The organism is Bacillota bacterium (genome assembly GCA_013177945.1).
Taxonomy (GTDB): Bacteria; Bacillota; DSM-12270; order Thermacetogeniales; family Thermacetogeniaceae; genus Ch130.
Genome location: JABLXW010000003.1, coordinates 38,355 through 64,482, shown reverse-complemented (window position 1 = coordinate 64,482; position 26,128 = coordinate 38,355). Strand labels below are relative to the sequence as shown.

General features: G+C 55.8%; 28 protein-coding genes. All 28 read right to left on the bottom strand.

What is annotated here, in order from left to right; translation table 11 throughout:
* Nucleotide 1: 1 nt before the first annotated feature.
* The 28 genes from HPY58_02775 to recN all read right to left on the bottom strand — a co-directional run bounded on the left by HPY58_02775 (nt 2) and on the right by recN (nt 26,127).
* The gene (locus tag HPY58_02775; GenBank protein ID NPV28580.1) at nt 2-1,096 is read right to left on the bottom strand and encodes a CoA protein activase; all 1,095 of its coding nucleotides are present in this window, start codon (nt 1,094-1,096) and stop codon (nt 2-4) included.
* Complete coding sequence (locus HPY58_02770; GenBank protein ID NPV28579.1) at nt 1,068-2,069, bottom strand: hypothetical protein; 1,002 nt, start codon at nt 2,067-2,069, stop codon at nt 1,068-1,070. The genes HPY58_02775 and HPY58_02770 overlap by 29 nt, the downstream gene beginning before the upstream one ends.
* Before the next feature lie 107 nt (nt 2,070-2,176).
* The gene (locus HPY58_02765) at nt 2,177-3,736 is read right to left on the bottom strand and encodes a spore germination protein (protein ID NPV28578.1); all 1,560 of its coding nucleotides are present in this window, start codon (nt 3,734-3,736) and stop codon (nt 2,177-2,179) included.
* Nucleotides 3,737-3,753: 17 nt separating this feature from the next.
* Nucleotides 3,754-4,110, bottom strand: a complete 357-nt coding sequence (gene spoVAE / locus HPY58_02760) for a stage V sporulation protein AE (protein ID NPV28577.1) — start codon at nt 4,108-4,110, stop codon at nt 3,754-3,756.
* Nucleotides 4,111-4,131: 21 nt separating this feature from the next.
* On the bottom strand, nt 4,132-5,139 hold the full coding sequence (gene spoVAD, locus HPY58_02755) for a stage V sporulation protein AD (protein ID NPV28576.1): 1,008 nt from the start codon (nt 5,137-5,139) through the stop codon (nt 4,132-4,134).
* A gap of 10 nt (nt 5,140-5,149) precedes the next feature.
* On the bottom strand, nt 5,150-5,623 hold the full coding sequence (gene spoVAC, locus HPY58_02750; GenBank protein ID NPV28575.1) for a stage V sporulation protein AC: 474 nt from the start codon (nt 5,621-5,623) through the stop codon (nt 5,150-5,152).
* A 94-nt stretch (nt 5,624-5,717) separates the two neighbouring features.
* Entirely contained in the window at nt 5,718-5,927 is a 210-nt protein-coding gene (locus HPY58_02745) for a dodecin domain-containing protein (protein NPV28574.1), read from the bottom strand.
* Nucleotides 5,928-6,034: 107 nt separating this feature from the next.
* Complete coding sequence (gene sigF / locus HPY58_02740) at nt 6,035-6,808, bottom strand: RNA polymerase sporulation sigma factor SigF (protein NPV28573.1); 774 nt, start codon at nt 6,806-6,808, stop codon at nt 6,035-6,037.
* A gap of 13 nt (nt 6,809-6,821) precedes the next feature.
* Nucleotides 6,822-7,271, bottom strand: coding sequence for an anti-sigma F factor (locus HPY58_02735; GenBank protein ID NPV28572.1), 450 nt, complete (start codon nt 7,269-7,271; stop codon nt 6,822-6,824).
* Nucleotides 7,272-7,286: 15 nt separating this feature from the next.
* Nucleotides 7,287-7,625: an anti-sigma F factor antagonist gene (spoIIAA, locus tag HPY58_02730; protein ID NPV28571.1), complete on the bottom strand. Its 339-nt coding sequence runs from the start codon at nt 7,623-7,625 to the stop codon at nt 7,287-7,289.
* A gap of 136 nt (nt 7,626-7,761) precedes the next feature.
* Nucleotides 7,762-8,937: a D-alanyl-D-alanine carboxypeptidase gene (locus HPY58_02725; GenBank protein ID NPV28570.1), complete on the bottom strand. Its 1,176-nt coding sequence runs from the start codon at nt 8,935-8,937 to the stop codon at nt 7,762-7,764.
* Between the two features lie 124 nt (nt 8,938-9,061).
* Nucleotides 9,062-10,369, bottom strand: a complete 1,308-nt coding sequence (locus HPY58_02720) for a thymidine phosphorylase (GenBank protein NPV28569.1) — start codon at nt 10,367-10,369, stop codon at nt 9,062-9,064.
* A 17-nt stretch (nt 10,370-10,386) separates the two neighbouring features.
* Nucleotides 10,387-11,583, bottom strand: coding sequence for a phosphopentomutase (locus tag HPY58_02715; GenBank protein ID NPV28568.1), 1,197 nt, complete (start codon nt 11,581-11,583; stop codon nt 10,387-10,389).
* Complete coding sequence (gene xerD / locus HPY58_02710; protein NPV28567.1) at nt 11,558-12,457, bottom strand: site-specific tyrosine recombinase XerD; 900 nt, start codon at nt 12,455-12,457, stop codon at nt 11,558-11,560. The genes HPY58_02715 and xerD overlap by 26 nt, the downstream gene beginning before the upstream one ends.
* A 90-nt stretch (nt 12,458-12,547) precedes the next feature.
* On the bottom strand, nt 12,548-12,814 hold the full coding sequence (locus HPY58_02705) for a hypothetical protein (protein NPV28566.1): 267 nt from the start codon (nt 12,812-12,814) through the stop codon (nt 12,548-12,550).
* Nucleotides 12,815-12,913: 99 nt separating this feature from the next.
* Entirely contained in the window at nt 12,914-13,549 is a 636-nt protein-coding gene (spoIIM, locus tag HPY58_02700) for a stage II sporulation protein M (protein NPV28565.1), read from the bottom strand.
* Nucleotides 13,550-13,720: 171 nt separating this feature from the next.
* Nucleotides 13,721-14,395 (bottom strand): hypothetical protein, encoded by a 675-nt coding sequence (locus tag HPY58_02695; protein ID NPV28564.1) that lies wholly within the window; start codon nt 14,393-14,395, stop codon nt 13,721-13,723.
* A gap of 4 nt (nt 14,396-14,399) precedes the next feature.
* Entirely contained in the window at nt 14,400-15,605 is a 1,206-nt protein-coding gene (locus HPY58_02690; protein ID NPV28563.1) for a TIGR00375 family protein, read from the bottom strand.
* On the bottom strand, nt 15,595-16,149 hold the full coding sequence (locus HPY58_02685; protein ID NPV28562.1) for an NUDIX hydrolase: 555 nt from the start codon (nt 16,147-16,149) through the stop codon (nt 15,595-15,597). Before HPY58_02685 ends, HPY58_02690 begins: the two co-directional genes overlap by 11 nt.
* A 22-nt stretch (nt 16,150-16,171) precedes the next feature.
* Entirely contained in the window at nt 16,172-17,266 is a 1,095-nt protein-coding gene (locus tag HPY58_02680; GenBank protein NPV28561.1) for a DUF3866 family protein, read from the bottom strand.
* Nucleotides 17,263-18,411 carry a M20/M25/M40 family metallo-hydrolase gene (locus HPY58_02675; GenBank protein NPV28560.1) on the bottom strand — a complete coding sequence of 383 codons (1,149 nt, stop codon included), beginning with the start codon at nt 18,409-18,411 and terminating at the stop codon, nt 17,263-17,265. Before HPY58_02675 ends, HPY58_02680 begins: the two co-directional genes overlap by 4 nt.
* Nucleotides 18,412-18,425: 14 nt before the next feature.
* Nucleotides 18,426-19,256: a glycosyl transferase gene (locus tag HPY58_02670; protein NPV28559.1), complete on the bottom strand. Its 831-nt coding sequence runs from the start codon at nt 19,254-19,256 to the stop codon at nt 18,426-18,428.
* Complete coding sequence (locus HPY58_02665) at nt 19,253-19,918, bottom strand: glycosyltransferase family 2 protein (protein NPV28558.1); 666 nt, start codon at nt 19,916-19,918, stop codon at nt 19,253-19,255. Before HPY58_02665 ends, HPY58_02670 begins: the two co-directional genes overlap by 4 nt.
* Before the next feature lie 13 nt (nt 19,919-19,931).
* Nucleotides 19,932-20,807 carry a copper transporter gene (locus HPY58_02660; GenBank protein NPV28557.1) on the bottom strand — a complete coding sequence of 292 codons (876 nt, stop codon included), beginning with the start codon at nt 20,805-20,807 and terminating at the stop codon, nt 19,932-19,934.
* Between the two features lie 24 nt (nt 20,808-20,831).
* Nucleotides 20,832-21,953, bottom strand: a complete 1,122-nt coding sequence (locus HPY58_02655) for a hypothetical protein (GenBank protein ID NPV28556.1) — start codon at nt 21,951-21,953, stop codon at nt 20,832-20,834.
* A gap of 90 nt (nt 21,954-22,043) precedes the next feature.
* The gene (gene spo0A, locus HPY58_02650) at nt 22,044-22,808 is read right to left on the bottom strand and encodes a sporulation transcription factor Spo0A (GenBank protein NPV28555.1); all 765 of its coding nucleotides are present in this window, start codon (nt 22,806-22,808) and stop codon (nt 22,044-22,046) included.
* A complete protein-coding gene (spoIVB, locus tag HPY58_02645; protein ID NPV28554.1) occupies nt 22,805-24,361 on the bottom strand; it encodes a SpoIVB peptidase in 1,557 nt (518 codons plus the stop codon). The genes spo0A and spoIVB overlap by 4 nt, the downstream gene beginning before the upstream one ends.
* An 86-nt stretch (nt 24,362-24,447) precedes the next feature.
* On the bottom strand, nt 24,448-26,127 hold the full coding sequence (gene recN / locus HPY58_02640) for a DNA repair protein RecN (GenBank protein NPV28553.1): 1,680 nt from the start codon (nt 26,125-26,127) through the stop codon (nt 24,448-24,450).
* Nucleotide 26,128: the final 1 nt, after the last annotated feature.

Here is a 26,128-nt window from a genome sequence, read left to right as displayed (position 1 = left end):
CCTAGTGCTTCTCCTTTCTCACTCTTTCCCGGCGCGCTGAGATTAAATCCACAAACGCCTCAAGCCTTGTCTGAATTCCTGCCTCCCCGGACTGCTCATCCAGATAGAAAGTTAAGGTGGGGATGCCGTAATCTTTCGTAACAGAAGGAAGAACCGAATGGGCAACGATCTCGGGCATGCAGGTAAAAGGAGCCACATGAACAACTCCGTCGTAACCCTGCCGGGCAAAGTCAACAGTAGAGCCAACCGTCTCCCTGCCGTGCCCTCCCACGAAGAAATTCAAATAGGGAGCAGCCAGTTTTTTCACGTGTTTCGTCCCTTTAACCCGCAGCAAACCTCCAAAAAGGTGTTCGTTGATCCAGGCGCTCAAGAATATACTTCGGGTTACTTCGACCCCCAACAATCCAAGCCGCCGCTCAAGATCATAATTAGCAAATGGCTCCAGTACCGTGAAGATCTCTCCCACCAGCCCTACCCGCAGCAAGGAACCGGAGCGCCGGGGCAGCCTGTTAGAGAAACGGAAAAAGCCCTTGACAACGCTGTCGAGTTCCCGTTTGCTGGCGGCCTGATCGATCTTGCGCAGGGCCTCGCGGTAGCCGCTTTCCAGCTCAAACGGCTCAAAAACCCGGGGCCGCAAGTAAAGAACCCTTGCCTCAACCAGGTCAACAGCCCTTGCCTTGTACCAGGCAAACCTGATCGCCTTGATAATTTCCCACCAGGACCGGTCCCCTACAAGCCACCTGATCTTATCTTTGAGTTCGCTCCAGTGAGTATCAGGAGGCTCCAGGACCACCATCTCCATGGAAACACCCAGATCCCTCAGTATTTCCCGCTGCACCTGAGCATAGTAGCCGAAACGGCAGGGCCCTACCCCGCCCGCCATCAAAATCGTGTCTGCTCCCAGCTCCCGCGCCTCAAGAAAGTTCCCCAGATTCAGCTTCAAAGGAAAACAGGCAAACTCCGGAGCATACCGGACCCCCAGTTCCACGGTCCGGTTTGAAGTAGGAGGCGGCAGAACCAAATCCAGGCCCAGGCTTGTTAATAAAGCCCTGATTACAATGTACAGGTTACCCATATGTGGGTAGGTAATTTTCATTTTTCTTCCTCCTCTTAATCATTTCTAAAAACGCCTCTAAACGGGTAACAAGTCCTGCCTCACCGGTATGCTCGTCGATGGTCAGGAGCATAAAGGGGAGCACAGCACGTCTTTTCGCCCATCTCTCCACCAACTCCCCGACCAGGGACTCCGGGCCGCATCCAAAGGAGGTGAGGTAGATAATCCCATCGAGCTTCCTGTTTTCAAAAAAATTTAAGGCGGCACCGATCATTTTTTTCCCCAGCGTCCAGAACAGCCTTTTAGGAAGCCGCCTCGCCTTTTCTTCAATGAGATCTGGAGCCAAACAGTCGGCAGTAACAACAGATGCTCCCAGTTGACGCAATTTTTTAATCAGGTTCATGCTGATAAAAGGGTCGTACAGGTTGTAGGCATGTCCGAGGAGGCCGATTTTTAAAAGGCAGTTCTGCTGCTGCACCGGAATTTCCCCTTCCCCTTTCTCCAGAACTGAAATTGCTTCCGGCGGAAGCAGGCCGCTTTCGAGAAGCTCCTGAAAACGGGAGTGAACTTCGCAAGCCGACTGCGTGGCCCTCCGGATCAGGTGGCGGTCCCGGGTAAAAAGCTTCCCAACCTCCTCGAAAAAATGGTCCCAGGTTTGCCCGGAATGACGGAAATCCACCGGAAGGTCGATAATCGGGGGCAAGTGAGGCAGCCGCGCCCGGAGCATATCGGGCAACCCCATAAATTTCGGGCAAATATAAGCCTTCTGCTCAACGCTGACCAGGCGGGGTACAAATAAATAATCCACCTGATCGGCCAGGGCCAAGACGTGCCCGAAGAAAAGCTTGACGGGAAGACAGGCCTCGTCTAGAGCGGTACGCAGACCGGAATCCAAAATCTTTTTGTTGGTAACCGGAGAAACAACTACTTGCACACCCAACTCAGTGAAAAATGCCCGCCAGAGCGGGTAGTAGTAGTAAAACAGGAGGGCGCGGGGTATTCCGACGATAACCATATTTTTTGGGAGCCTCTTTTCTGAAAAAAATCTTCTCCTTCTTCATTCTAGGTAAATTATCCCTCAAAAGCAAATATTTAATAAGATTTCCTTTTCTGGTTTGCTCCCTATAAATCTTCCTCGCCACCCGTTTTTCTAACTTTTTCGCCCCAATTGGAGCCCTTTTTTTCCTCAGGCTTTAGCGCCGGAGAGGGCTGCCGGATTACATCCTGGGGCTTTAAAACAGACGGCCGCAGGTTGTGGAGAGGGACAGGATAGCGCAGCAGAACCTGCTTGAACGCATCCCAGTTAAAAGGAATCAAAGGCCAGAAATAGGGGATGCCGAAGGACTTGCTGGAAAGCATAAAAAAGATGGCAAGCAGCAGCCCCACCAGGAGGCCGGGTACGCGCCAGATTCCCACCAGAAACACCAGCCCCAACCGCACCAAACGGTTGGCCATACTCAATTCGTAGCTGGGTGTTGCAAAGGTCCCGATCGCTGCGACCGCCGTGTAAAGAACCACCTCACCGTTGAAAAGGCCGATCCTGATGGCAATCTCGCCAAGCAAAACAGCAGCTATAATCCCCAGCGCCGTCGCCAGGGGAGAAGGAATGTGGATCGCGGCCATGCGGAGGATGTCTACGGCAATTTCGGCCAGTAAAAACTGCCCAAAAAGCGGCACCTTTCCTGCTTTAGCGGGGCCGATGAATTTCAAAGCAGCCGGGAGAAGCCGGGGCTCAAGGGCAACTAAAAGCCAAACGGGCAGCAAAAAGGTTGATGCCAAAATCGCAAGAAAGCGCACCCAGCGGAGGTAAGCACCGACAAAGGGGCTCTGCCGGTACTCCTCGGCGTGCTGGATGTGGCTGAAAAAGGTGGCCGGTAAGATCATCACGCTCGGAGACGTGTCAACCAGAACAAGGAGATGGCCTTCTAAAAGGTGAACAGCCGCAACATCCGGGCGCTCCGTATAGCGCACCTTCGGAAAAGGATTCCAGTAGCTGCCGGGTGTAATCAACTCCTCCACGGACTTTTCCGCCATCGGGAGGCCGTCGATTCTTATCTCCTCCAGGCGGTTCCGGACAAAGGCAACCAGCTCTGGGTTGGCCACATCCTCGAGGTAGGCCAGGCAGATGTCGGTTTTTGAGCGCACCCCAACCTGAAGAACCACAAAGCGGAGCCGCGGGTCCCGGATTCGCCTCCGGATCAGTGCCGTATTGTAAACAAGTGTTTCCGTAAACCCATCCCGCGACCCGCGCACAACCCTCTCGAGATCGGGTTCCTGGATGTTCCGGAAAGGGTAGATCCGGGCGTCAATGACAATTCCCTGCTCCAAACCGTCCACCAGGAGCACCTGGGGGCCCGCCAGAACCGTATCGACGATATCATCAAGGGTGTCAAGGGTTTGAATCTCCGCGTAGGGAAGCTTTTCTTTGACGATTTTACTCAAAGTCAAAGGCTGCAGTTCTTCCCGGGGGAGGTCGAAAAGTGCCCAAATCAAATAGAGCAGAACCTCATCTCTGCTCAGGCCATCTACGAAGAGGAGGACAGCCTCTTTCCCGCCGATTTTCAATTCGCGGGTGATGATGTCGAAATTATCTGCCACGCCCAGGGCTTGATGAAGATAGGCAATGTTATCGGCAAGGCGCTTGCTCACCCTGGCTTTCTTTTTTGCCCCGTTCCCACCCAAATGGGATTAAAACCTCCTTAGCTGCGCGGGTTGAAGAGTACGGCCATCGCGTAGCCGAAAACAACGGCAGCAACAATCCCGGCAGCCGTGGCCTCAACGCCGCCGGTAAAGGCCCCCAGGAGCCCCTTGCTCTGCACGGCGCGGATCGCACCCTGGGCAAGACTGTGCCCAAAACCCGAAAGGGGGATCATTGCCCCGGCTCCTGCAAGATCAACCAGAGGCTGGTAAAAGCCGAGGGCGCTTAAGACGGCCCCTCCTGTCACAAAACCTACAAGAACATGAGCAGGCGTAATCGAGGACCGGGTCAGGTCCATGAAAAGCTGCCCGATTACGCAGATAAGACCGCCGATAACAAACGCAAGGAGAAATTTCACCCTGCTCCCCCTCCTGAACCTTTAGAACTCGATAACCACCGCATGGGTAACCCCGGGAATCGATTCCCCCTGCTGAACGCTGGTCGGGCTCATCAGCGCTCCCGTTGCCGCAAAAAGAATCTTCCGGTACTGTTTTTCCCACAGCTGGCGCAAAATCAGGCCCGAAAAAACCACGGCGGAACACCCGCAGCCGCTTCCGCCCGCATGAGCATCCTGCTTTTCCAGATCGTAAATAAGCATTCCGCAGTCATGGTAATTTTCGCCCAGCACATAGCCCCGCTTGGCAAGGAGTTCCTTCAAGGCGGCTCCCCCGACTGCACCCAAATCTCCGGTCAAAATCAAATCATAAGCACCGGGGTTGGTTCCCGTATCCTGAAAATGGGTCAAAAGGGTATCGGCCGCCGCCGGAGCCATCGCTCCGCCCATGTTGTTGATATCGGTAATCCCTAAATCGACAACTTTTCCAATTGTTCCCATCGCGACCCGGGGGCCCTCCCCTGTCTTCTCCAGGAGAAGAGCCCCGCTCCCCGTTACCGTCCACTGGGCAGACGGGGGGCGCTGCACCCCCTGCTCGGTGGGAAACCGGTACTGACGCTCCGCGGTATTGTGGTGGCTCGAGGCAGCCAGCAGGACTCGTTGCCCAAAACCACCATCGATGAGCATGGACCCCACAAGAATTCCCTCAACAAAAGTTGCACAGGCCCCAAACAACCCAAAAAAGGGGATTTCCAGGCTCCGGGCGGCGTAATTTGCAGAAATAATTTGATTCAACAAATCTCCCGACAAAAAAAAGTCAACGTCCTGACACTGCAGGTTTCTTTTTCTGAGGGCCAGTTTTGCGCTTTCCTGAAGCATTTTGCTTTCTGCCTTTTCCCAGGTTTGCTCCCCAAACAAGAGATCTTCAAGAATCCAGTCAAAGGTTTGGGCAAGCGGCCCCTGCCCCTCCATGGGGCCGGCAATGGTGGCGCCTGCAGTGATGACAGGAGGCCGGGAAAAGGAAACGGTATGCTGGCCGAGTTTGTTTCCCATCTCTCTCACCCTAATGGACCAAGAAATAAACGATCCCGATGAGGGCAGAAATCAGGAATCCATAAACAAGAACGGGTCCCGCGACGGTGAAGAGCCGGGCTCCAACCCCAAAAACAAAGCCCTCCCGCTTGAACTCCATAGCCGGAGCCACAATGGAGTTGGCAAACCCCGTAATGGGCACAATGGAACCTGCTCCACCGTATCTCCCAATCACATCGTAGACCCCCAGCCCCGTCAGAAAGGCCCCCAGAAAGACCATTGTGGCGGCCGTTGCGGCTCCCGCCTCCCGCTCGCCTAGCCCCTGGCTCAGGTAAATTTGGAGAACAGCCTGACCGATCAAACAAATGACTCCACCCACCAAGAAGGCTAAAATGCAGTTCCTTAGAACCCGGGGTTTGGGTTTAATCTCTTTGACAAGCTCCTGATACTCTTTTTGCATTTCCTGCTGCCTTTGCTGCTCCAGGCTCTTCTGCTCGAAACCCATCCTGCTCCTGCTCTCTCCTTCATTGTCTCCAGATGCTCAAACTTTATTCCCCGTAAAAGTTTGAGGGAGTACCCCTGCCGGTACTCTCCCGCCTTTACCGCCCTTTCTCATCATCGGTATAGGCTATTTTGACATTGGCCTTATACTCCACAACATCCCCGTTCTGGACGTTTGCCGTAAGATTCATCACCTCTACCCCGGTAATACTATTAATCGTCTTTGACGCTTCTCGAACCGCGGACCTTACGGCATCCTTCCAGCTTGTTGGGGATTCGCCCACAAGTTCCACAACCTTCACGTACAAGCCACACCCTCCTCTTCAGCTTGATTTTCATTTCGTATTATCTCCGCCCGCCGGACATTTATACCAGGAACTTTCTTGCAAGGAGACAGAGGGAGCCGCGCGAAAGATTAAGGGGAACGCAGGTATTCCCGCAACCTCGCAACCGCCTGGCGCTCCAGGCGGGATACCTGAACCTGGGATAAACCCAGCAAAACCCCAACCTCGGTCTGGGTTTTATCCTGAAAGAATCTGAGCCAGATAATTTGGCGCTCCCGGGCGGGAAGCCTGGCGAGGGCCTCACGGAGGGCAACCCGCTCCAGCCACACCTGCTCCTGATCGTGCTCGCACTTTAAATTATCCAGGAGACAGAGGGCATCTCCGGCATCATCATGGTGAACCGTTTCGAAAATCGAGATGGGAAGCTGCACCGCTTCAAGGGCTGTTACAACTTCCTCTCTCCCAACCTCCAGGGCCTCCGCGATTTCGGCAACGGTGGGTTCCCGCCCGAATTCATGCACCAGATTCTCCCGGGCCCGCTTCACCCGCATCCCCTTTTCCTTGAGGGCCCGGCTCACCTTAATCGGGTGATCATCTCTCAGGAAACGCCGGATCTCCCCGATTACCATCGGCACCGCATACGTTGAAAACTTGACTCCGTAAGCAGGATCAAAGTTGTCTATTGCCTTGATCAATCCGATCATCCCGATCTGGAAGAGATCCTCCAGATCGAAGCCGCGCCCTTCGAAACGCTTCACAATGTTGAAAACCAGACGGAGGTTGCAGTTAATCAGCTTTTCCCGCGCCCTGCGGTCACCCTTATGCGCCTTCTTTAAAAGCCGCAGCGTCTCCCGTTCGGAAAGGAGGGGAAAACGAGGCAAACCCATTTCCTGTAAAGAACCCATCTGCGGCCCCTCTTCAGTGTTCGGCGCAGTTTTTGCTGAGCACACCCGGCAAGATTTTAACCAGCTTCACCCTCGTTCCCCGCCCCGCTTCAGACCAGACATCCACTTCATCCATAAAGGATTTCATAAAGATAAACCCCAGCCCCATCCGCTCGGGATCGGTGCTGGCTCCCGGCTGCAGGGCCCGTTCAAGATCCGGAATCCCCTTCCCTTGATCCTCAACAATAATTTCAAGCACATCCTGGTAGAGGCTGGCGGTGAGGAAAACCGTTCCGGTCGGATTTTCTTCATAACCGTGCACGATGGCGTTGGAAACCGCCTCGGAAACTGCAACCTTAATTTCCTCGAGATCGCTCAGGTTAAAATCCACCTCGGCGGCAAAGGCCGCCACCGCCACCCGCGCCAGGCTCACATTCTCCGGCCGGCTCAAAAACTCCAACTTCATCCTGTTGCGCAGCTTCAACTGTTTTCTCCCCTCCTAAGCAAGCTCTTTCAAAGCCGTGGATTCGTTCGGGTACACGGGGATCAGACGGGTAATCCCCGAAAGTTCTAAAATCCGTGAAATCCGGGGCGGCACGTCGCTGATCGCCACCTTTCCCCCGTTTTCTTTAACCTTCCTGTATCTCCCCAAAATGACACCCAGGCCCGAGCTGTCGATAAAAGTAACTCCCCCCAGATTAAACAGAATGTGCCTTGCCCCCTGGGTCCGCAGCTTCTGGTCGATGTCGCGGCGGCAGTAATCCGCCGCCCTCAAGTCAAATTCCCCGTAAACCCGGACAATCAGAGTATCACGCTGGTTCTGGATCTCAAAGCTCAAAACCCCTTAACCTCCCCATTCCCGTTTAAAATTTCAATAATTTACTGAATTCTCCATTCACAGGATAAATCCTGCTAAATTCTGGGATTCAAAAAATAAAAAGCCCCGCTCCAGGGACTTTCTATTGTAGAAGCTTTTAGTAAACCAGGGCGCGAAAAGTTTTGTTTAACAGGCGCAGAAAGCTCCCCCGGGCAACTTCACGCTTTGCAACCAGAGGAACTTTTTCGAAAGGTTCCCCCTGCACCATCACCCTCAACTCTCCCAGAGCCTGGCCTTTTGCAACCGGAGCCGGAACAAGGGAGGGCAGCCTGACCTCGGTCTTCACCTCCGGCTCTTCACCCTTTTTGATCAGAACACCAACGCGCCTGGGTGCAATAACTTCGACCTGGTCCTTTGCCCCTTTACCAACCGGGACCCTTCCCATTTCCTGGCCGGCCCGAACCAGTTCCCGGAAGCCAAAGTTGGCAAACCCCCAGTTGTAGATCTTCATGGATTCCCGGAAATGCCCCCGGGAGTCGGGCACTCCAAAAACGCAGCAGATCAAGCGCAGCCCGTCCCTTTTCACGGTTGAGGCCAGGCAATACTGCGCCTCGGTGGTCCAGCCCGTTTTAAAACCATCGGCTCCTTTATACCACCAGAGCAGCTTGTTGGTGTTATCCAGCTTCGGCCTGCCCCCCCGCAGTTTGTAGTAATGTTTCATTGAAGTCAGCTCAAGAATTTCCGGGTACTTCAAGGCTTCCCGGCAAATCCGGGCCATGTCGTAGGCGCTCGTATAGTGCCCTTCGGCGGGGAGGCCGTAGGCGTTTACGAAGTGGGTGTTTTTCAGCCCCAGGGACTTCGCCTTCTGGTTCATCATCTCTACAAAGGCTTCGTGGCTTCCCGCGATGTGTTCGGCAACCACCACGCAGGCATCGTTGGCGGAACCAACCGCAATCGCGATCATCATTTCCCGGAGGGAAAACTCTTCGCCCGGTTCCAGCCAGATCTGAGAGCCTCCCAGCTCCCAGGCCGCCTCACTGGCCACCACCCGGTCCTCCCACTTCACCTTTCCTTTAGCAATCGCTTCCATCGCTACAAGAAGCGTCATGACTTTAGTGACACTCGCGGGTGCAACCCTTTTGTGGGGCTCCTTTTCATACAAAACCTTTCCCGAGTAAGCGTCCATCAGCACCGCCGAGGCAGCACTCGTTTCCAGGGAGATGCCTGCCGCCGCGCGCCCATCCTGAGAAGCGCTCCAGGCAGGAGCCCCCGGGGAAGCCAGTTGGAAGAGCAAACTAAAGAGCAGGGCAAACTGAACCATCCTCCGACGCATAAAAACTGCCTCCTTATAGCCTTCTTCTCCTTATTAAGTATTTGCACTTTCCCGGCGATTACCCCAGGAATCCCCTGCCAATCAAGAACTAAAAGAAAATAGAGGCAGTTTCACAGGTGCAACATTATGTAAGGACTTCGTATATCAGAGGTGCCGGAGTTGGGGAGGAAACAGAGTCGAGTTCGAAGGCTCCGACAACCCGGCTCCCGGCTTCAGGGAGAAAATCCTCCCTGTTCACGTGGAGGACCGCAAGGACCTCGCCCGGTTCAACATAATCTCCCGCCTTCTTTTTCAGGGTGATTCCCACGGCAGGATCGACCCGATCTTCCTTGCACAGCCGGCCTGCCCCCAGCAAAAGCGCCGCCCACCCAATTTCACGGGCGTTAATTGCCCTGATCCAGCCAGCCGCCGGGGCTGTGACAGGAATCTCCCGGGAGGCCCGGGGGAGAAGGAACAGGTCCTCTACGACTCTGGGGCTCCCTCCCTGCGCCGCGATGATTTCCTGCATTTTCGCCAGCCCGGCCCCCTGGCGCCAGAGATTTTCCAGTTTATCCCGGCCCGCTGCGGGTGATGGAACAACCCCGGCAATGTGAAGCATCTGGCCGCCAAGCTCCAGACAGAGTTCGACTAAATCCCGCGGGCCCTCCCCCTGCAGGGTTAAAATCGCCTCCCGGACCTCCAGAGCGTTGCCGACCGCAAATCCCAGGGGCTGCTCCATGCTGCTGAGCACGGCAACCGTCCGGCGGCCAAAATCCCTCCCCAGGGCAACCATCAACCTGGCAAGGGCGCGGGCCTGCTCAAGTGTGGGAAGGAAACCGCCTGAACCCACTTTGACATCCAGCACAATCCGGTCCGCACCACCGGCAATCTTCTTCGACATCACACTGCTGGCAATCAGCGGCAGGGAGTCGACGGTTCCCGTTGCATCCCGGAGGGCGTAGATCTTCTTATCGGCGGGAACCAGGCTGGCGGTTTGACCGGTGAGCGCAGCGCCGGCGCGCCTCACCACCTTCTTGATCTCATCCAGATTTAAATCAACCCGGAACCCGGGGATGCTCTCCAGCTTGTCAAGCGTGCCTCCGGTGTGGCCGAGGGCGCGCCCGGACATCTTCACCACCGTAACCCCGGCAGCCGCCACCAGGGGAACCAGAACGAGGGTGGTTTTATCCCCGACTCCACCAGTGCTGTGCTTGTCGACTTTAATCCCGGGGACGTCTCCCAGATCCAGAACCTCCCCCGAGTCAACGAAGGCGCGGGTGAAGGCCCTGGTTTCTGAAAAATCAAGCCCTTTCAGATAAACGGCCATTAAAAAGGCGGCCATCTGGTAATCGGGAATTTCGCCCCGGGTGTACCCCTGGACCAGAAAGCTTATTTCCTCTGCGGTTAACTGCTCCCCGTCCCGCTTTTTGATAATTAAATCAAGAGCGCGCACAATGCTTTCCCTCCTCCTTACAGAATATCGGGCAGCGGCGTCCCCTCCCCCCGCTCCACACCGAAATATGCACCAAGGGTTGCCCCGAGATCTGCCAGCGTGGCGCGGGTTCCCAGCGCAACCGGCTTTACCGCCGGCCCCGCCACCAGCAAAGGTACGTATTCGCGGGAGTGGTCGGTGCCTGGTGTCGTCGGGTCGCAGCCGTGGTCGGCGGTGATGACCAGGAGATCTCCGGGGCGCAGCAAATCAAGAAAATCGGGTAATAAGGCATCAAACTCCTTTAAGGCGCGGGCAAACCCCTCCACGTCGTTGCGGTGTCCGTAGAGGGTGTCGAAGTCAACGAGGGTGGCAAAAACAAGCCCCTGCTCGAGTTCCCGGAAAGCGCGGAGGGTCATGGCACAGATCTCCGCGTTGCCACCTGCAGGCACCGACCGGGTAATGCCGCGGCCCGCAAAAATATCGGCAACCTTTCCCACGGTTATTACCTGGAAACCGGCCTCCTGCAGGCGGTCAAGGAGGGTGGGCCGCGGGGGTGGGAGGGAAAAATCGTGGCGCCGGGGTGTGCGCTTAAAATTCCCCGGCTCCCCGACAAAGGGGCGGGCGATCACCCGTCCCACCGCGTGTTCGCCGGTGAGAAGCTCACGGGCAATCTTGCAAATCCGGTAAAGTTCCGGAACGGGAATCACCTCTTCGTGGGCCGCAACCTGGAAAACACTGTCAGCTGATGTATAAACGATCGGGCAACCTGTCGCGAGGTGCAAAGGGCCGAGTTCTTCGAGAATCTCCGTGCCCGAGGCAGGCTTGTTTCCCAGGACCCTTCTTCCGATCCGGGCCTCAAAGGGCTCGATAATTTCGGGGGGAAAACCGCGCGGGTAGACGGGAAAGGGATTTTTCAAAATTACTCCCATCAACTCCCAGTGCCCGCTGGTTGTATCCTTTCCGGCAGCCTGCATTCCCATTTTTCCCCAGGCGGCACAGGGTCGGGCAACAGGTGGCACACCCTTGATGGGTATGATATTCCCCAGTCCGAGTAAACCAAGCCGCGGCAGGTCCAGGCCCCCCACGGCAAGTGCCAGGTTGCCTAGTGTGCATGATCCCGCGTCACCGTAGAGATCCGCATCAGGCAGAGCTCCAGCCCCTACCCCATCCAGAACCAGAAGCAGGACACGCTTCGCCCCGGCCCTTTTTTCACGCGCGGGGATGTGCTCTTTCATATACTTCCCTCAACCTCTTCTGACTCAAGTGGGTATAGATCTGGGTAGTTGCCACATCCGCGTGGCCCAGCATCTCCTGAACAATCCTGAGATCCGCACCGTTTTCCAAAAGGTGTGTTGCAAAGGAATGACGCAGAATGTGGGGGGTGATTTCCCTCTGAATCCCCGCTTTTTGGGCATATCCCTTGAGAATTTTCCAAAACCCCTGGCGGGTAAGGCGCTTCCCGTGCCTGTTTAAGAAAAGCGCCTTCTCCCAGCTATTTTTTCTTAGCTTAACCCTGCTCTTGAGGAGGTATTCCCTTGCATAACGAACCGCGACCATTCCGATCGGAATAATTCTTTCCCGGCCGCCCTTTCCCACACACCTGACGTAGCCCATCTCCAGGTTGAGATGTTCGGTATTCAGCCCTGTCAACTCCGAAACACGCATCCCTGCAGCGTATAAAAGCTCAAGCATTGCCCGGTCCCGCAGGCCGGTGACGGTGCGGACATCAGGCTGGGAAAGAAGCAATTCAACCTCCTGGACGCTCAAGACCCGGGGGAGACGCTTTTCCAGTTTCGGGGATGTGAGGTTCTGGGTGGGATCTACACTGATGTAACGCTCCTGCAGAAGATAATGGTAAAAGGAACGAATTGCCGCAAGATACCGGGAAAGGGTGCGGGCCGAGCGTCCCTGGCCCTTCTGGCAACTTAAATAGTTGAGGATCAGGCCCTCGGAGGCGTCCTTTAAGGTCGAGTTTTCCCTTGCCAGGTACGCAGCAAACTGGATCAGGTCGTAATGATATGATTCCACCGTATTGTGAGCAAGTCCCCTCTCGACCCGAAGGTAGTTTAAAAACTCTTCAAGGAGATGATCTTTTGGCGCCCTGCTCAAAAAAATCCCCCGTTAAAATTTTCCTTATTTCACATAAGAGTTCCACAAATAAAAAAAAATTCCTCCTTGCTTTTTAAGAATTAAGGAGCCTCAGCGGGGCCCCTGCCCGTGGTAAAACCGGCGCAGCTTCTCTAAAAAGGAGTCGCCAGCGGGCTTGCCGGCATCGCCAGGAACTTCCCTTTCAACGCGGAGCGCAGGAGGATGTTTCCCTTCAGCCCCACCCTTGAAATCGGCAATCCCCCCGGCAATAAAATTGAGGAGCTGGGGAATGATCAAACCGATTAAAGCCAGGAACAAAATCAGCCGGAAAATCAACCCCAGCTTCCGGCGCCAGTCTGTGATCGTAATAAGCAGCATGCCTGCCCCTCCTCTCCGGACCCGGGTAAACTCTTCCGGAGGTTTTTCCTGATTATATGCATGTCCCTGGCCCTCTTAGAACAACCAGAAAGGGAACTATCACATTAAGAAAATCGTGAGGCGGACTGCCCTGGGAACAAGATAAGCCTCCAGCCAGGTACCGAGCAGAACAAGGAGGAAGATAAGGAGAAAAACCAGGGAGTAAATCAGGATACTGGGGAAAAGGGTGTATTCCCGGCAGCTCTGGAAGAGAGAGCAGGAAAAATAAAAGGCGAGCAAACCGGCACCGAGAAAGGCGGGCACATAACACAAATTTTGGGGGAGAACCGCCACGAGCGCCAGGATCAAACCCTGCCACGCCTTTTCCTGGACCAAAAAACCCACCGTAAAGCCCAAAACAAAACCACGCGCCCCGATGATAAAAACAATCAGGGGAACCCCCAAAACGGTTAAGCCCGAAAACCAGAGCAGAACAAAGGCAAGCAGCTGAGTCTTGAAAATCTCCTGCCAGGCTTGCAGCCCCCCGGAAACGGTTCTGCCCTGGGAAAGCGAACCCGCCTGCTGGAGAAACGCGTTCAAATACTGCTGAAGGTCTCCCCGCTGGACCGGAGTCAGCCCGTGAAGGACCAAAGCCCCGCTTATTAAACCACAGAGAAAGGCTCCGCCAACAAAAAGGGACGGGATGAAGATTTCGCGCTGGCGCGCCAGCAGAAGGCGCGGTTTTAGAACCTGCATGGCTTCCGCTCCCGGACAGCTCAAAAGTATGGATTGAAGAAAAAGTTCTCTTTAGAGTCTATGCCGGGAAAAATAAACCAATTCCCGCGCCAGCCAAAATCGCGTCCTTCAGCCCGAGGAAAAAGGGATGGATTGCCGCCTGTCCACCCGATTTAAGCCCCTTCCCGGAAATCAGACCACCCTGACCTGGAAGCCCCGCGCCAGAATCCGCTGGTAGAAATACTGGGCGGCCAGAACGTCCTCCAGGGACTTACTGCTGGAAGCGACGACGCAAAGACCGCGCCCCTCCCTTTCCGCAAGGGTGAGGACCCTCTCAACGGCAGCCTCGGCATTCTCCCAACCCGTGTGCCCGAAGGTGCGCGCCACAGTCCCGGTAACAACAGGGGCCCCGGCATTGAAGGCGGCATCAAACGCCGTGCCCCCACAGGGAGAAACTGCGACCACAATGCGATTCTTGAAGCTCACCAGCTTCACCGTTTCCGCCCCCAGGTTAGGATGAATCCCTTCAGGCTCCACCCCCTCTTCTTTGAGCCCCTCCAGGACGCCGGCCGCGTGAGCCAGGCGCTCCTCATCCCGGCCGACCCGGGGTTCGGCAATTAAAACAATCCCGGTTCCCTCCCTCCGGGCCTCCCGGGCGGCATGCCTGCCGACGGCGCGGGGATTCACAGGAACAGGGGCCCTGCAGGGGGTGGGGCTTGCTCCCAAAACAAGACGCGCCCCGGATTGAAGGGCAGCCTCGAGGGTGGTACCCATGTCAATAACATCAACAACCAGGACCACCTGTCCGGCGCAGGCAGCCTGGTAGGCCCCGCTGGCATCAGCAGCAAGAGTCAGGACCTTCCCCATAAACCTAACTCCTTTGCGAAATTTCTGAAAAAGAAACCCTTCCGTAAAAGCCCCCTCCTCCGGCACTGATGGAGAGGTCTCCAGTTCGGGCGCGCCAGATAAGCTCCCCGATGCGGGGGCCCACGGTTTCCACCAGCTCCTCGCGACCCGCCCTGTGCAAAACCTTCATTTCCGTGCCGAACCTCGCCAGAAGCTTCTGAATTGTTTTCGCGCCGATACCCGGCAGAAAGGGGAGGGGAACCTGGTAGTAGTAAGGCGGCCGCGCGGGGGGATGGTTGGGCAGGGACCAGTCTCCGATCTCCCGCACCCGGTCGAGCACCCCCTTCACCACCCGTTCGCTTCCGCAGAAGAGGCACTTTAAGACAGGAGGCTCACCGGAGGCAATTCTCGAGCAGGCAAGACAAAAGGTCCTGTGATATTTTCCAAGCCTGGGGTCGAGTCCGTAGTTCGCGGAAATCCCGCGCCCTCCTTCCTGCCTGAGGGCCTTTACCAGCTCCTCCCAGGTGGGTTCTGCAAGGCGGAAAACATTATACTCGCGCCCCAGGCTCTTCAAGGAGTGGGCGTCGGAATTGCTCAAAAAGGCAACTCCCGCCAGCTCCGCAAGGTGATCGGCAAGGAAGGTATCCGCGCTCAAACCCAGCTCAAGGGCGAAAATCAAGCGAAAGTTTTCTTTGCCAAGCAGGTCCTGCAGGCGCCGCGTCCCCTGACCGTAAACACCCCGGTGGGGGGTGAAGGCATGGGCCGGAAAAAAGATCCCTCCTCTTGCCGCAACCTCCAGGAGAAGCACGCGCGCCGGAAGGAGGCAGCGCTGGGTGCTCAGTTCGGGGTTGGTAAGATGCCGGGATAAAAATTCGGAAAAAGAGCGGAGCTGGGCCAAAAAAGGAAAGTAGGCAAGCCAGTGGGCCCGGGAACCGTTCTCCCCGGTTACTTCAATCTCTGCACCGGGGATTACAGTCAGGCGCTCCCGGTAGCGCAGCCCCCCCTGCGGAAGCTCCCTGGCTTCGCCACTCTCCACCATTTCCTCCAGTTCCCTGCAAAGCCGTGGGCAAACCGCATCCACAATCCCCAGGATGTCAAGACCCTTTCTGGTGATCGCTTCTTCGAAAACAAGAGGAAGGGTCTGGTTGCGCGCCGCGGTTACCTTGACGGGAAAACCATCCAGGGTATAACCAATGTGGACATGGAGGTCCCCGAAGTATTCAGAAAGCACCTTTCTCCTCCTCCAGGAAACTCAGGGCAAGAATCCCGATGATCGTTTTGGCATCTTTGATTTCCCCCTGAAAGATCATCTCCCGGGCGCGGCTTAAGGGAACAGAAACCACCTCCAAAAACTCTTCCCCTTCAGGCCGGGCCTCCCCCTTTTCCAGACCCCGGGCAAGGAGCAGGGTTAACAGCTCATTGCTGAAACCGGGTGTTGTAAAGAAAGAAAAAAGAACCTTCCATTCCTGCGCTCTACAGCCGGTCTCCTCTTCCAATTCCCGCTGGGCGCAAGCCAGCAGGGGCTCCTGCTGGTCTCTTTTTCCTGCAGGCAGCTCCAAAAGAATTTCCCCTGTCGGCTGGCGGAACTGGCGCACCATGATTACTTCATTCCGGTCGGTAACGGGGACCACGGCCACAGCCCCGGGGTGCTCCACCACCTCCCGAGTTGCTTTCTCCCCGTCGGGAAGCAGAACCGTGTCAACGCGCACTTTAATGATTCTTCCCTGAAAAACCTCCTGAGAAGCGACTGTTTTTTCCTTAAGTTTTTGATCCATCTGCCCCTACCCTCCTCAAATTTCACTGAGACTCCCTCCGGTTCTGTATAAACTCCGCAGCAATCCGGCCTGCCGCCCCGGCAGCAAGGAAGAGGGCAGGGTCTTCGTCCGGCCCCCTTCCCATGCTGCGCACCTGAATTCCCCGCTCCGCCAGATACTTCAGAGCGGGCTCTCCATCCCGCACCAGAACCTGGTGCCGTTCAAGAACTCCTCCCACCTCCAGCTGCTGTTTGACTGCAGCCAGCTCCGCCGGGGGCAGGTCTGGCAAGGCCACCAGGGCCGGAGTCAGCGCCACCCGTCCCAGCGCCGTCAGGGTATGATGGCTCACACCCCGGTGCCGGGGGCGCGCGTCCGCAAAACTGAGGCGGGGAATTGCAATCGCCTTTCCCCCCAAAATATTTACGGCATTAACAACCTCCCCCTGCTCCAGGGCGGTTGTCCCCCACTTTGTTCCCGTTCCGACAATCCCCGGCCCCATCGTGACAATAATGACATCGGCCCGGAGCGCCCCGGCTGCGGCAATCAGCCCCGAATAAATGTTTACAGCTTCGAGGTCTCCGCCGAAGGCGTGCCCTACCGTCACGGTCCCTGCCAGCAACCCGGCCCTCTTCAAGATGCGGACGGTTTCGCTCAAAAAAATGGGAAGAGCGGCCCCATCGGTCATCACATAAACAATCCGGAGCTCCTCTCCTGCAGCAGCCCTGCAACCGGCGGCAGCCGGGGCAAGCAGGCTGTGCAGGGTGCCGACAATCACAGGAGCCCCGGCAAGTGAAGTGAAACCGGTTACGGCAGAACGGCAGGGGCTTGCCTCCTCCTCCGCACTCAATACCTTCAACTGATAGGGGGTGTAGCGAAGTTTCATAATGTGGCCGGCCCGCGGGGGGTCGGGAGGGAGGCGGGTGAGGTTGGCGATGACGCAGTGATAACCCCCGCTCCCCAGGCCCAGCTCAACCGCAGTGGTATTCAAATAAACCTCATCACCTGGGTGCGCCTCTCCTGTCAGAGCCGGGTAATTCCACGCCCTGCCGGAGCCGCCCTCCAGCTCCACCTCCACCTCCTGCAGCTCCGGTTCGGACCGGAGGATGCGGGTGATTCTCCCCTTTCTCCACCAGATCAAGAGCTCTTCTCCCTTTCGGCTGCAGTTGCCTTAATGATTTCCCAGAGCCAGCGGACATCTGCCACCAGATCCCTGAGATCTAAATGCTCTTCCGTTGTATGCACCTGCTGCATCCCGATGCTCAGGTTGGCCGCGGGAATCCCCGCCGCATTGAAGATATTGGCGTCGCTCCCGCCCCCGCTGGCCTCAAAGCGCACCGGCAAACGGGCGTTTTGGGCCGCGGCGGCAGCGTATTTAAGAAGTGGCAGCTCGGGATCAAGGCGGAACTCGGGGTAAAGGAGATTCACCTTCACCTCACTTTTGGCGCCAGAGTCAGCCGCGACCCGGTTGAAAACTGCAGCAATCTCTTCGGTGAGGGCCTCCATCTTCTTCCTGTCAATGCTCCTCACCTCGCCCTGAATGTAGACAAGGTCGGGGACAATATTCGTTGCCTTGCCCCCTTCAATGACACCGATATTCGCCGTTGTCTCGGTATCGATTCTCCCGAGGCGAAGCTGCGCCAGTGCCTGCCCTGCCGCCTGAATGGCGTTGATTCCCCGCTCCGGATCGATCCCGGCGTGCGCGGCGCGCCCCCGGACTGTAATATCCAGCTTGTTCTGAGCAGGAGCCGCCACAATAACCGTCCCCGGGGGGCCGCTGCTGTCCAGGACGTAACCGAATTTTGCCCTGACTTTGGAAAAATCAAGGTTCTTGCTTCCCAAAAGACCCTGCTCTTCCCCAACCGTAAAAATGATCTCCAGGGGGCCGTGGGGAACCGGAACTACCCGGAGCATCTCGAGAACTTCTAAAATTGCAGCAATCCCTGCTTTATCGTCCCCCCCGAGGATCGTGTCTCCCTTGCTGCGAAAAACCCCGTCCTGGAAAACAACCTCAACCCCTGCGGCCGGTTCGACAGTATCCATATGGGCGCAAAAAAAGACGGCGGGGTACTTCCCATCGCCCGGCAGGCGGGCCAGAAGATTTCCGCAATCCCCACCGATTTTCGCTCCCGTTTCGTCTTCTTCAACCTCAAGACCGAGCGCCTTCAAACGTTCCGAGAGATAGTCCTTTAGAGCCCCTTCCCGGAAAGAAGGGGAAGGGATCTCCGCAAGCCTGATAAACTCCCGGATCAGCCTTTCCTCATTGATTGCTAGAGAATTGTTCACCTGCTTCTCCCTCCTTATTCGAGATCGGCCCGTCCCAAGCGGTCTAAAAAGCGCAGGAAGCGGTTTTGATTAATGACTTCCGTAAGGGAGTACCTCTCCGTAAGAAAATGAAGGAAAACCAAAAAACCCAGGACGGCAAGCTGGGCGGAAAAAGAAAGGGACCATCCGGTAACCATCCCCAGGGCAATCCCCAAAAGGTTGGCGCCCACGTCACCCAGCATCCCCTTTCCCCTAAAATCATACGGTGCACAGGCAAGGAGGCCGCCGGCAAGGGGAAAAAGCAAAATCAGGGGACCGCCCCCCCTCACTGCTCCGAGGAGGATTAAAAACCAGAGAAAAAAAACTTTAATCGCCCGCCCCGGCCGCAAATCAAAGAGGTTAATGGTATTTGCGCTGAGCGCCATTAAAAGGGCGCCTGCCAGAATCTCCCACCAGGGCCGGAGCGGAAAACTGACCAGAGCAATCAGGAGGGCTCCGAGGCCTCCCCCCAGGGCCTTGAAAGCCCCGGTGGTAAGTATTCCCCGGAAAAGGGAGCCGAAGTGGCCGCGCAGGCCCCTGCTGCTCCGGGAGCCCAGAAGATCGTCAACAACTCCCAGAAAACCAAAAAAGACGATTCCCAAGAGAAAGGGGGTCAGAAGCTTCTCCGGAAAAAAATCAAACATCAACAATGCCGTTAAAAAATAAGCGGGAATCAAAACAATGCCGAGCCCGGTGGGAATTTGATTTCCCAGGTAATTGGATCTGGTTGCCCCTCCCTCCTGGAGCAGCTTCACGAACGCAGGAAGGAGGAAAAACGTCAAGAAAAACCCTGACGCGCCTCCCAGGAGAAATTCCACACTTTTCACCTCAGCCTCACCGCTCTAAACAAAGCCCAGAAAACGTGCCAGAACTGTTTTCCCCGGTGGCAGAATCCCGCCCAGTCTCTTCCCGTTGCCCGGTGCCGCATGGTTGTGGGGACCTCCGCGATCCGGAAACCCCGGCGCGCTGCCTTCACCGTCATTGCCACCTCCACCCCGTAACCTTTTGCAAAAGGAAGAACCGCCTCCACAACCGCCCGCTTCATGACGCGCTGGCCGGAGAGAGGAGCGCTCAGCCTTAATCCGGTGAGGAGGTAAACGCCGCCGCGGGCGAGCCCCCTCACAAGTCCGAAACCACCCCCCCGGGAAGCAGGAGGAAAACAGGCGATGGTTAAATCGGCGCGATCCTCCAGCACAGGTGCCGCAAGTTTTTCCAGTTCCCGCGCGCTCTCCCCCAAATCTCCATCCAGCAAGGCAATAAAGGGTTGTGTCAGCCGGGGAACGCCCTGATTTAAGGCTCCCCCTTTCCCCGCGTTGCGGGGGAGCCGGAGAACCTCGGCGCCTGCCGCTGCCGCCCGGGCTGCGGTGTCGTCCTGAGACCCGTCATCTACTACCAGCACCTGGCGGACCCCTTTCACCTGCCAGGCCGCCTTTACCGTTTCACCGATGCAATCCCCTTCATTGTAAGCAGGAATTAATACCGAAATCAAAAGAACGCCCCCTTCACTCCAAAGGAGGGATAAAGGCTTCGGCCGTTTCTTTAATCCCGTAATGACCAGGGTAACCACCCATTGCCCGCACCAGGGCAACCTGGCCGTACACGGTGTCGATGTTATCCACGGTTGTGAGCCCTGCACTCTGGTAGTAGCGCATGTAAGAGACAGACACCCGGCTGTCCTCAACCCCAAAAACACGGAGTCCATAGCTCTGCCAGGTCTTTATCAGAACGAGATCAAAGGGCTTTGCATAATCCTGATCTTTCCCTTTGCCCCCGCCGATCAGGATGACATCATGAGGGGCGACTCCGTAGGCTCCGGAAATCCGGACAATCTCCTGCTCTTCCAAAAAACCGGTTAATTCCGAAGCCTCCCCTGTCAGCAGGGCCCTTGCAAGAGTGCGGGCGAGATCCGGCAAGTACCTGTCCGGAGGGGCTTCCCTTTCCCTGCCCAAAAAAACTGCCACCCGGCTGCTGGTTTCAGGATTTCTGAGCGCGCTCAAGTTCACAACGGTTACGGACTGCACCTCCGCCCCGGCGGTCCGCAGCACGTTGACCAGGCCATCGTGCTCTTTCCGGTAGTTCAAATCCACCAGCGCAACTTTCCTGCCCTGGAGCCTCCCCTGAACGAGAACCGGGAGCACCTCCCGGTTAAACTGCTGCTGGTAAGCCAGGTCCTCCTGCATTGCCGCAAGGGCTGCGGCGGTTCTGCGGTTCTCTTCTCTCAGGGAAACGAACTCCTGCTGGAGGTTCATGACCAGGCGCTCCTGCTGCTTCATGATTACGTCGCTTCCGATCATGGTGGTTCCTATTAAAATCCCGATTCCCAGGGCAAGAAAAACAGCTGCCAGGGAGGCAATGTGATATTTCAAATCAATGATCAAAAAAGAATACCCCCTTTTCCGGGATCAGATCCGAAGAATGAGCTTCAATTGAATAATGAGGAGTTGAAAGAACTGTCTCATTGCCGGGGAAACAGCAGCAACAACAACAAGGGGGATCAGAGCGGCCAAAAAGATCTCGGCAATATGCCGGAAAAGCAGGTTTCGCCGGTAGAGCTTGCTCACCCCTTTGGCATCAACCAGGATTGAGCCCACTTTAAGCCGCACTAAAAAAGTGCTGGCCATCCCGGGACGGCCTTTTTCCAGAAAATCTATCATATTTGAATGAGTGCCCACGGCCACAATAAGTTCGGCACCCTTTTCATAAGCCAGCAGGAGGGCAATGTCCTCGCTTGTGCCAGGAGCCGGAAAGAGGACCGCCTCCAGACCCAGATCTTGAACCCTTTTCAGGCCCGGCGCCGTTCCATCAGGATAGGCATGCACGACAATTTCCGCTCCTGAAAGGAGCGCCCGGTCGGAAACGCTGTCCATGTCTCCGACAATAAGATCCGGGAGGTAACCAAGCTCCAACAGAGCATCAGCCCCCCCGTCTACGCCCACCAGAACCGGTTTCACTTCGTCTATATAAGGTTTAATAGCCAGGATATCCTCCCGGTAACCCTGGCCCCGTACCACGATCAGGGCATGGCGCCCCTGCAAACCGGTCCGTAAAGCCGGAACAGGGTAATCCCCAAGGATCAAACCCTGTTCCTGCCTGGCATAGGTAAGAGTGTTTTCCACAAATTTAACCAGTTCCTTTTTTAAATTCTCCTGGGTTGCTTCCATTTTCGCCCGGACTGCGTCTTCCGAAAGCCATGTGCCATTCCCTATCCGCCTGCCGTCACGGTAGATTCCATCGCTGCAGAGAAGGATTTCGTCACCATCCCGGAGTTCGTTGATTACGCCGGCTCCGGCTTCATCAATCAAAGGAATCCCTGCTTTCAGAAGGGAAAGAGGGCCTGTATTGGGATACTTTCCGGTAATTGAGGAACTGGCGTTGACCACCGCACGCGGGCGGCAATCTATCAAACTCCTGGCTGCTACTTCATCAAGATCTTCATGGTCAATGACGGCAATTTCATGGGGCCGCAGGCGCTTTACGAGGTTTTTTGTCCGTCTGTCTACCTTTGCCTTTCCCCGGATTACCATCTCTTGTACCCCGCTACCAGTTGATTACACTCATAATTAAATTTTAAATCAAGGATGCCTCTGGTGCAAGAAATCTCCAAAATTCGTTTCTCAACTGACCCTGGCGCCGATCCGGAGCCGGTCCGCAACCATTGCAATAAACTCCGAATTTGTGGGTTTTCCCCGATCCACGTCAATTGTATACCCAAAAAATTTATTCATCAATTCCACATTGCCCCGGTCCCAGGCCAGTTCGATGGCATGGCGAATCGCCCTTTCCACCCGGCTGGGGGTTGTATTGTGCTTTTCTGCAATCATCGGATAGAGTTCTTTGGTCACCGCTCCCAGCAAACTCATTTCGCCGATGACGAGAATGATCGCGTCCCGAAGATACTGGTAACCCTTGACATGGGCCGGCACCCCCATCTGGTGAATCAAATTGGTTACCTCTACATCTAAATTGCGCATCTTGGGGTGCGGGACGGGAGTCTGGAAAGCGCCGTCGCTGGCCAGCTGCCGGACACGGTTTCCCAGCACCTCGAGATCAAAGGGCTTCAGGATATAGTAATTGGCTCCCAGCTCTACTGCCCGCTGGGTCATCGCCTCCTGGCCAAAGGCGGTTAAGATAATAACCTTGGGGCGCACCTCAAAATCAAGGCAGAGTTTTTCCAAAACCCCGATCCCGTCAAGGTGAGGCATGATGATGTCCAGAATCACCACATCAGGAATTTCCTGGTTGAGAAGCTCCAGAGCCTGCAGCCCATTGTGGGCGATTCCGGTAACCAGACAATCACTTTGTCCTTCGAAGTATTCTTTTAAAATTTCGCAAAATTCCCTGTTATCGTCAACTATCAGGATTTTAATCGTCTTATTCACCTTTTCCGCCTCCTAGTTACTCTTTCTTTTGATTTGCAAAACCTGCAAGTTAAGATTCGACGTCCGAAAACCAGATCCTTCTTCGAATCATGGCAAAAACTGGCTAATCCTGGTATTTTAATGGGATTAACACGCTGCAAGATTTTCTCCCTGGCAATTCCTCCGGAGACAATATTTTTAACTGTCGAATTCACGAGGCTCCAAAACAAAAGGCCAGGCGTCACCTGCCTGGTCTTGAAATGAAGCAATCCGGCTTCTTCCAGCATCGATTCTATGAGAACCCCGTACCCGCGCGTGGGATCATTGATAAAAACGTGTGTTACCGCACCAATCAACCTTCCGTTCTGGATAAGCGGGCTCCCGCTCATGCCCTGGACAATTCCCCCTGTTCGCCCCAAAAGTTCGAGATCGGTAATCTTCAGGATGAAAGCCTTCCCATCAGGGCGGGGCTGCGGAAAAACACTCTGAATCTCAACGGCAAAGGACTCTATTTTTTCGCCATTCAGGACGGTCAGCAGCCGGGCCGGCCCTTCCCTTACCTGGTGGCCCAGAGCAACAGGTACAGGCTCAGGAAACAGCGGATTTTTCAAATTTTCTGTTAGTTTTCCGAAGATGCCATACTTGGTGTTTTTGTCAATATTTCCTGTGGTTGCATCGCTCCCGAGAAAAAGTCCGACTTTTTCCCCTATCCTCCCGCGCTGCCCCTGCTGGATTCCCTGCACCGTTGCTCTGACAATTTTGCCATCACTCAAATCCAGCCACTGATTCGTTTCCGAATCTGTAATCACGTGGCCCAGGGCTCCGTACCTTTTCGTCTTGGGATCGAAAAAGGTGAGGGTTCCCACTCCTGCAGCACCGTCACGAACGTACAACCCAATGCGGTAGCGCCTTGTTTCCTGGCAGAAGATAGGTCTTACGCGGTACTCCCTGAAAACCCCTTGATGCTTAACCCTGAACCTGAGCACCTCTTTCTTCCGGGCAAGGCGATCGATTAAGAAGCTTACCTGGGCGTCACTCCGGACCGGGGTATCCTCGATTTCAAGGATGAGATCCCCGGGGGCAATCCCCGCCTCCCGAGCCGGACAGGCTTTCCTCCCAAAGGAATCCGTTATTCCTGCGTAGCCGACAACCGCCACACCCTGGGTGTGGAGAAGCACCCCGATGGAGTGCCCCCCCGGCACCACCCTGACAGGAGGAACCACCTCCACCGTAACCCGTTTCAGAGGCACTTTCCCAAAGAGCCGGAACTCCAGGTGCACCTGCCCCGGGAGGGCGGCAATGGGAGATTCGTCGAGAAAAGGGCAAAACAGCGCTTTCTTAAACCCTGCTTCTCTCCATCTCAGCATCCCCTCTCCATCCTGAGAGACGTAAGCAGTGATCCTGGAAGAGATCTGGCGCGGCAGGATGTTCTTGAACCTGACCTGTTCTCCAACACTAACCCGGTAAGTGGAGGGAATGCCGACAAAGGATTGAAGGAAAAGAGCAAAGATGCTCGCTCCCAAAAAAATAAAGAAGAGAAGGCTAAGAAGCCTGCGCCGCGCAGCGCGCTCCATTTTCCGCTCACTCCTTAGTCTCCCCCTGCTCAATCTTCCTCCGCGCTTCTTAACTTAACCCCTTCGCTTCCCTTTTATGCACAGGGCTAGCCCTGCTGTAAGATCTGCTCCGCGTGGATACGTGTTACCTCCTCATCCCCGCTGCCTCCCAGCATCCTTGCCAGTTCTTCCACCCGCGCCTGGTAATCCAGCAGGCGGACAAGTGTCCGCGTCTCTCCCCCCGAGATGATTTTTTCGATGTAGAAGTGTCTCCGGCCCCTTCCGGCAATGTGAGGAGAATGGGTCACACATAAAACCTGTTTTGTGCGGGCGACGGATGAGAGCCGCTCTCCCACCACCTGAAGCGTCCGGCCTCCAATTCCGGTGTCAATTTCGTCGAAGATAAGCGTTGGGATCTCGTCATTTTCGGCAAAAATGACTTTGAGTGCAAGCATCACCCGGGACATTTCGCCGCCTGAAGCGATCTTTGCAAGCGGCTTCAGGGGTTCGCCCGGGTTTGCGCTGAACAGAAATTCCAGGCAGTCCCACCCCGCTGGAGCAGGCTCATCCAGCTTATCCCATTTGATGTCAAAGCGGGCATGCTCCATCCCCAGGCTGCGCAGCTCATCTGTTACAGCCTCGATAAAGGAAGCCGCCTTTTCCCTCCGGAGAGCGGACAAAAGGCGGGCCGCCTCCTCATACTCGCGCAAGACCTTTTCGTACTCTTCAGCCAGTTCGCAGGAACGGGTCTGCACCAAGTAGAGCTCCTCCAGTTCGGCGGCGGCCTGCTCCCGGTAGGCGCACACTTCAGCCAGGGAGGGGCCGTACTTGCGCATCAAACCTTTCAAAGTAAAAAGCCTGTCTTCCACCTCCCGGGCGCGCTCCGGATCGAAATCCAGATTTTCCCTGTAACGGTGCAGGGAATCAACCACATCTTCGAGTTTGTACTTGATTTCTTCCAGGGAGGCGTTGATCTTCGCCACCGAGGCATCGTAGCGCGCCATTTCCCGGGTTAAATCCAGCGCCCGGCTCAAAAGGTCAGAGGCGGAAACCAGATCCGCACCCCCTTCTGAAAGGCTAAAAACCACCTCGCGGGTGAGTTCCACCAGCCTTTCCCTGTAGCGGAGGCGCTCCCGCTCCTGCTGCAGTTCTTCTTCTTCCCCCGGGACGGGCCTTGCCCGCTCGATCTCTTCAATGGCATGGCGGAGGTAGTCCGCCCGGCGCCTGACTTCGCTCTCATCCAGCCGCCGTTTTTCTTTTTCCTTTTTCAGAAAAGCAAGGCGCTGGTAAAGGTCTTCCACCAGGGAGCGCTGCCTCAATACCTCACCCCCGGCGAAGCGATCCAGCAGTTCCCGGTGCCGTTCTGTTTTAAGCAGGGACTGGTGCTCATGCTGCCCGTGCAAATCGACCAGAAGCTCTCCCAGCGCCCGGTAAACCGCGAGGGGAACAATCCGCCCGTTAACCCGGCAGAAACTTCTTCCCCCGCGGACCACCTCCCGCGCAAGCAAAAGAGAGCCGTCTTCACTCGCGGGCAAACCGAACTCCGCCAGTTTTTGAGAAATCCGGGGCAGGGAGGTGCAGTCAAAAAAACCTTCCACCAGGGCCCTTTCGGCCCCGGTCCGCACCTGTTCGCCGGAGGCCCGCCCCCCAACCAGAATATTCATGGCATCAACAACAATTGATTTTCCTGCCCCTGTTTCCCCGGTCAAAACATTCAGACCGGAGTCCAGGGTCAGGGTAATCTTCTCGATCAGTGCCAGATTTTCGATGGAAAGCTGGACAAGCACG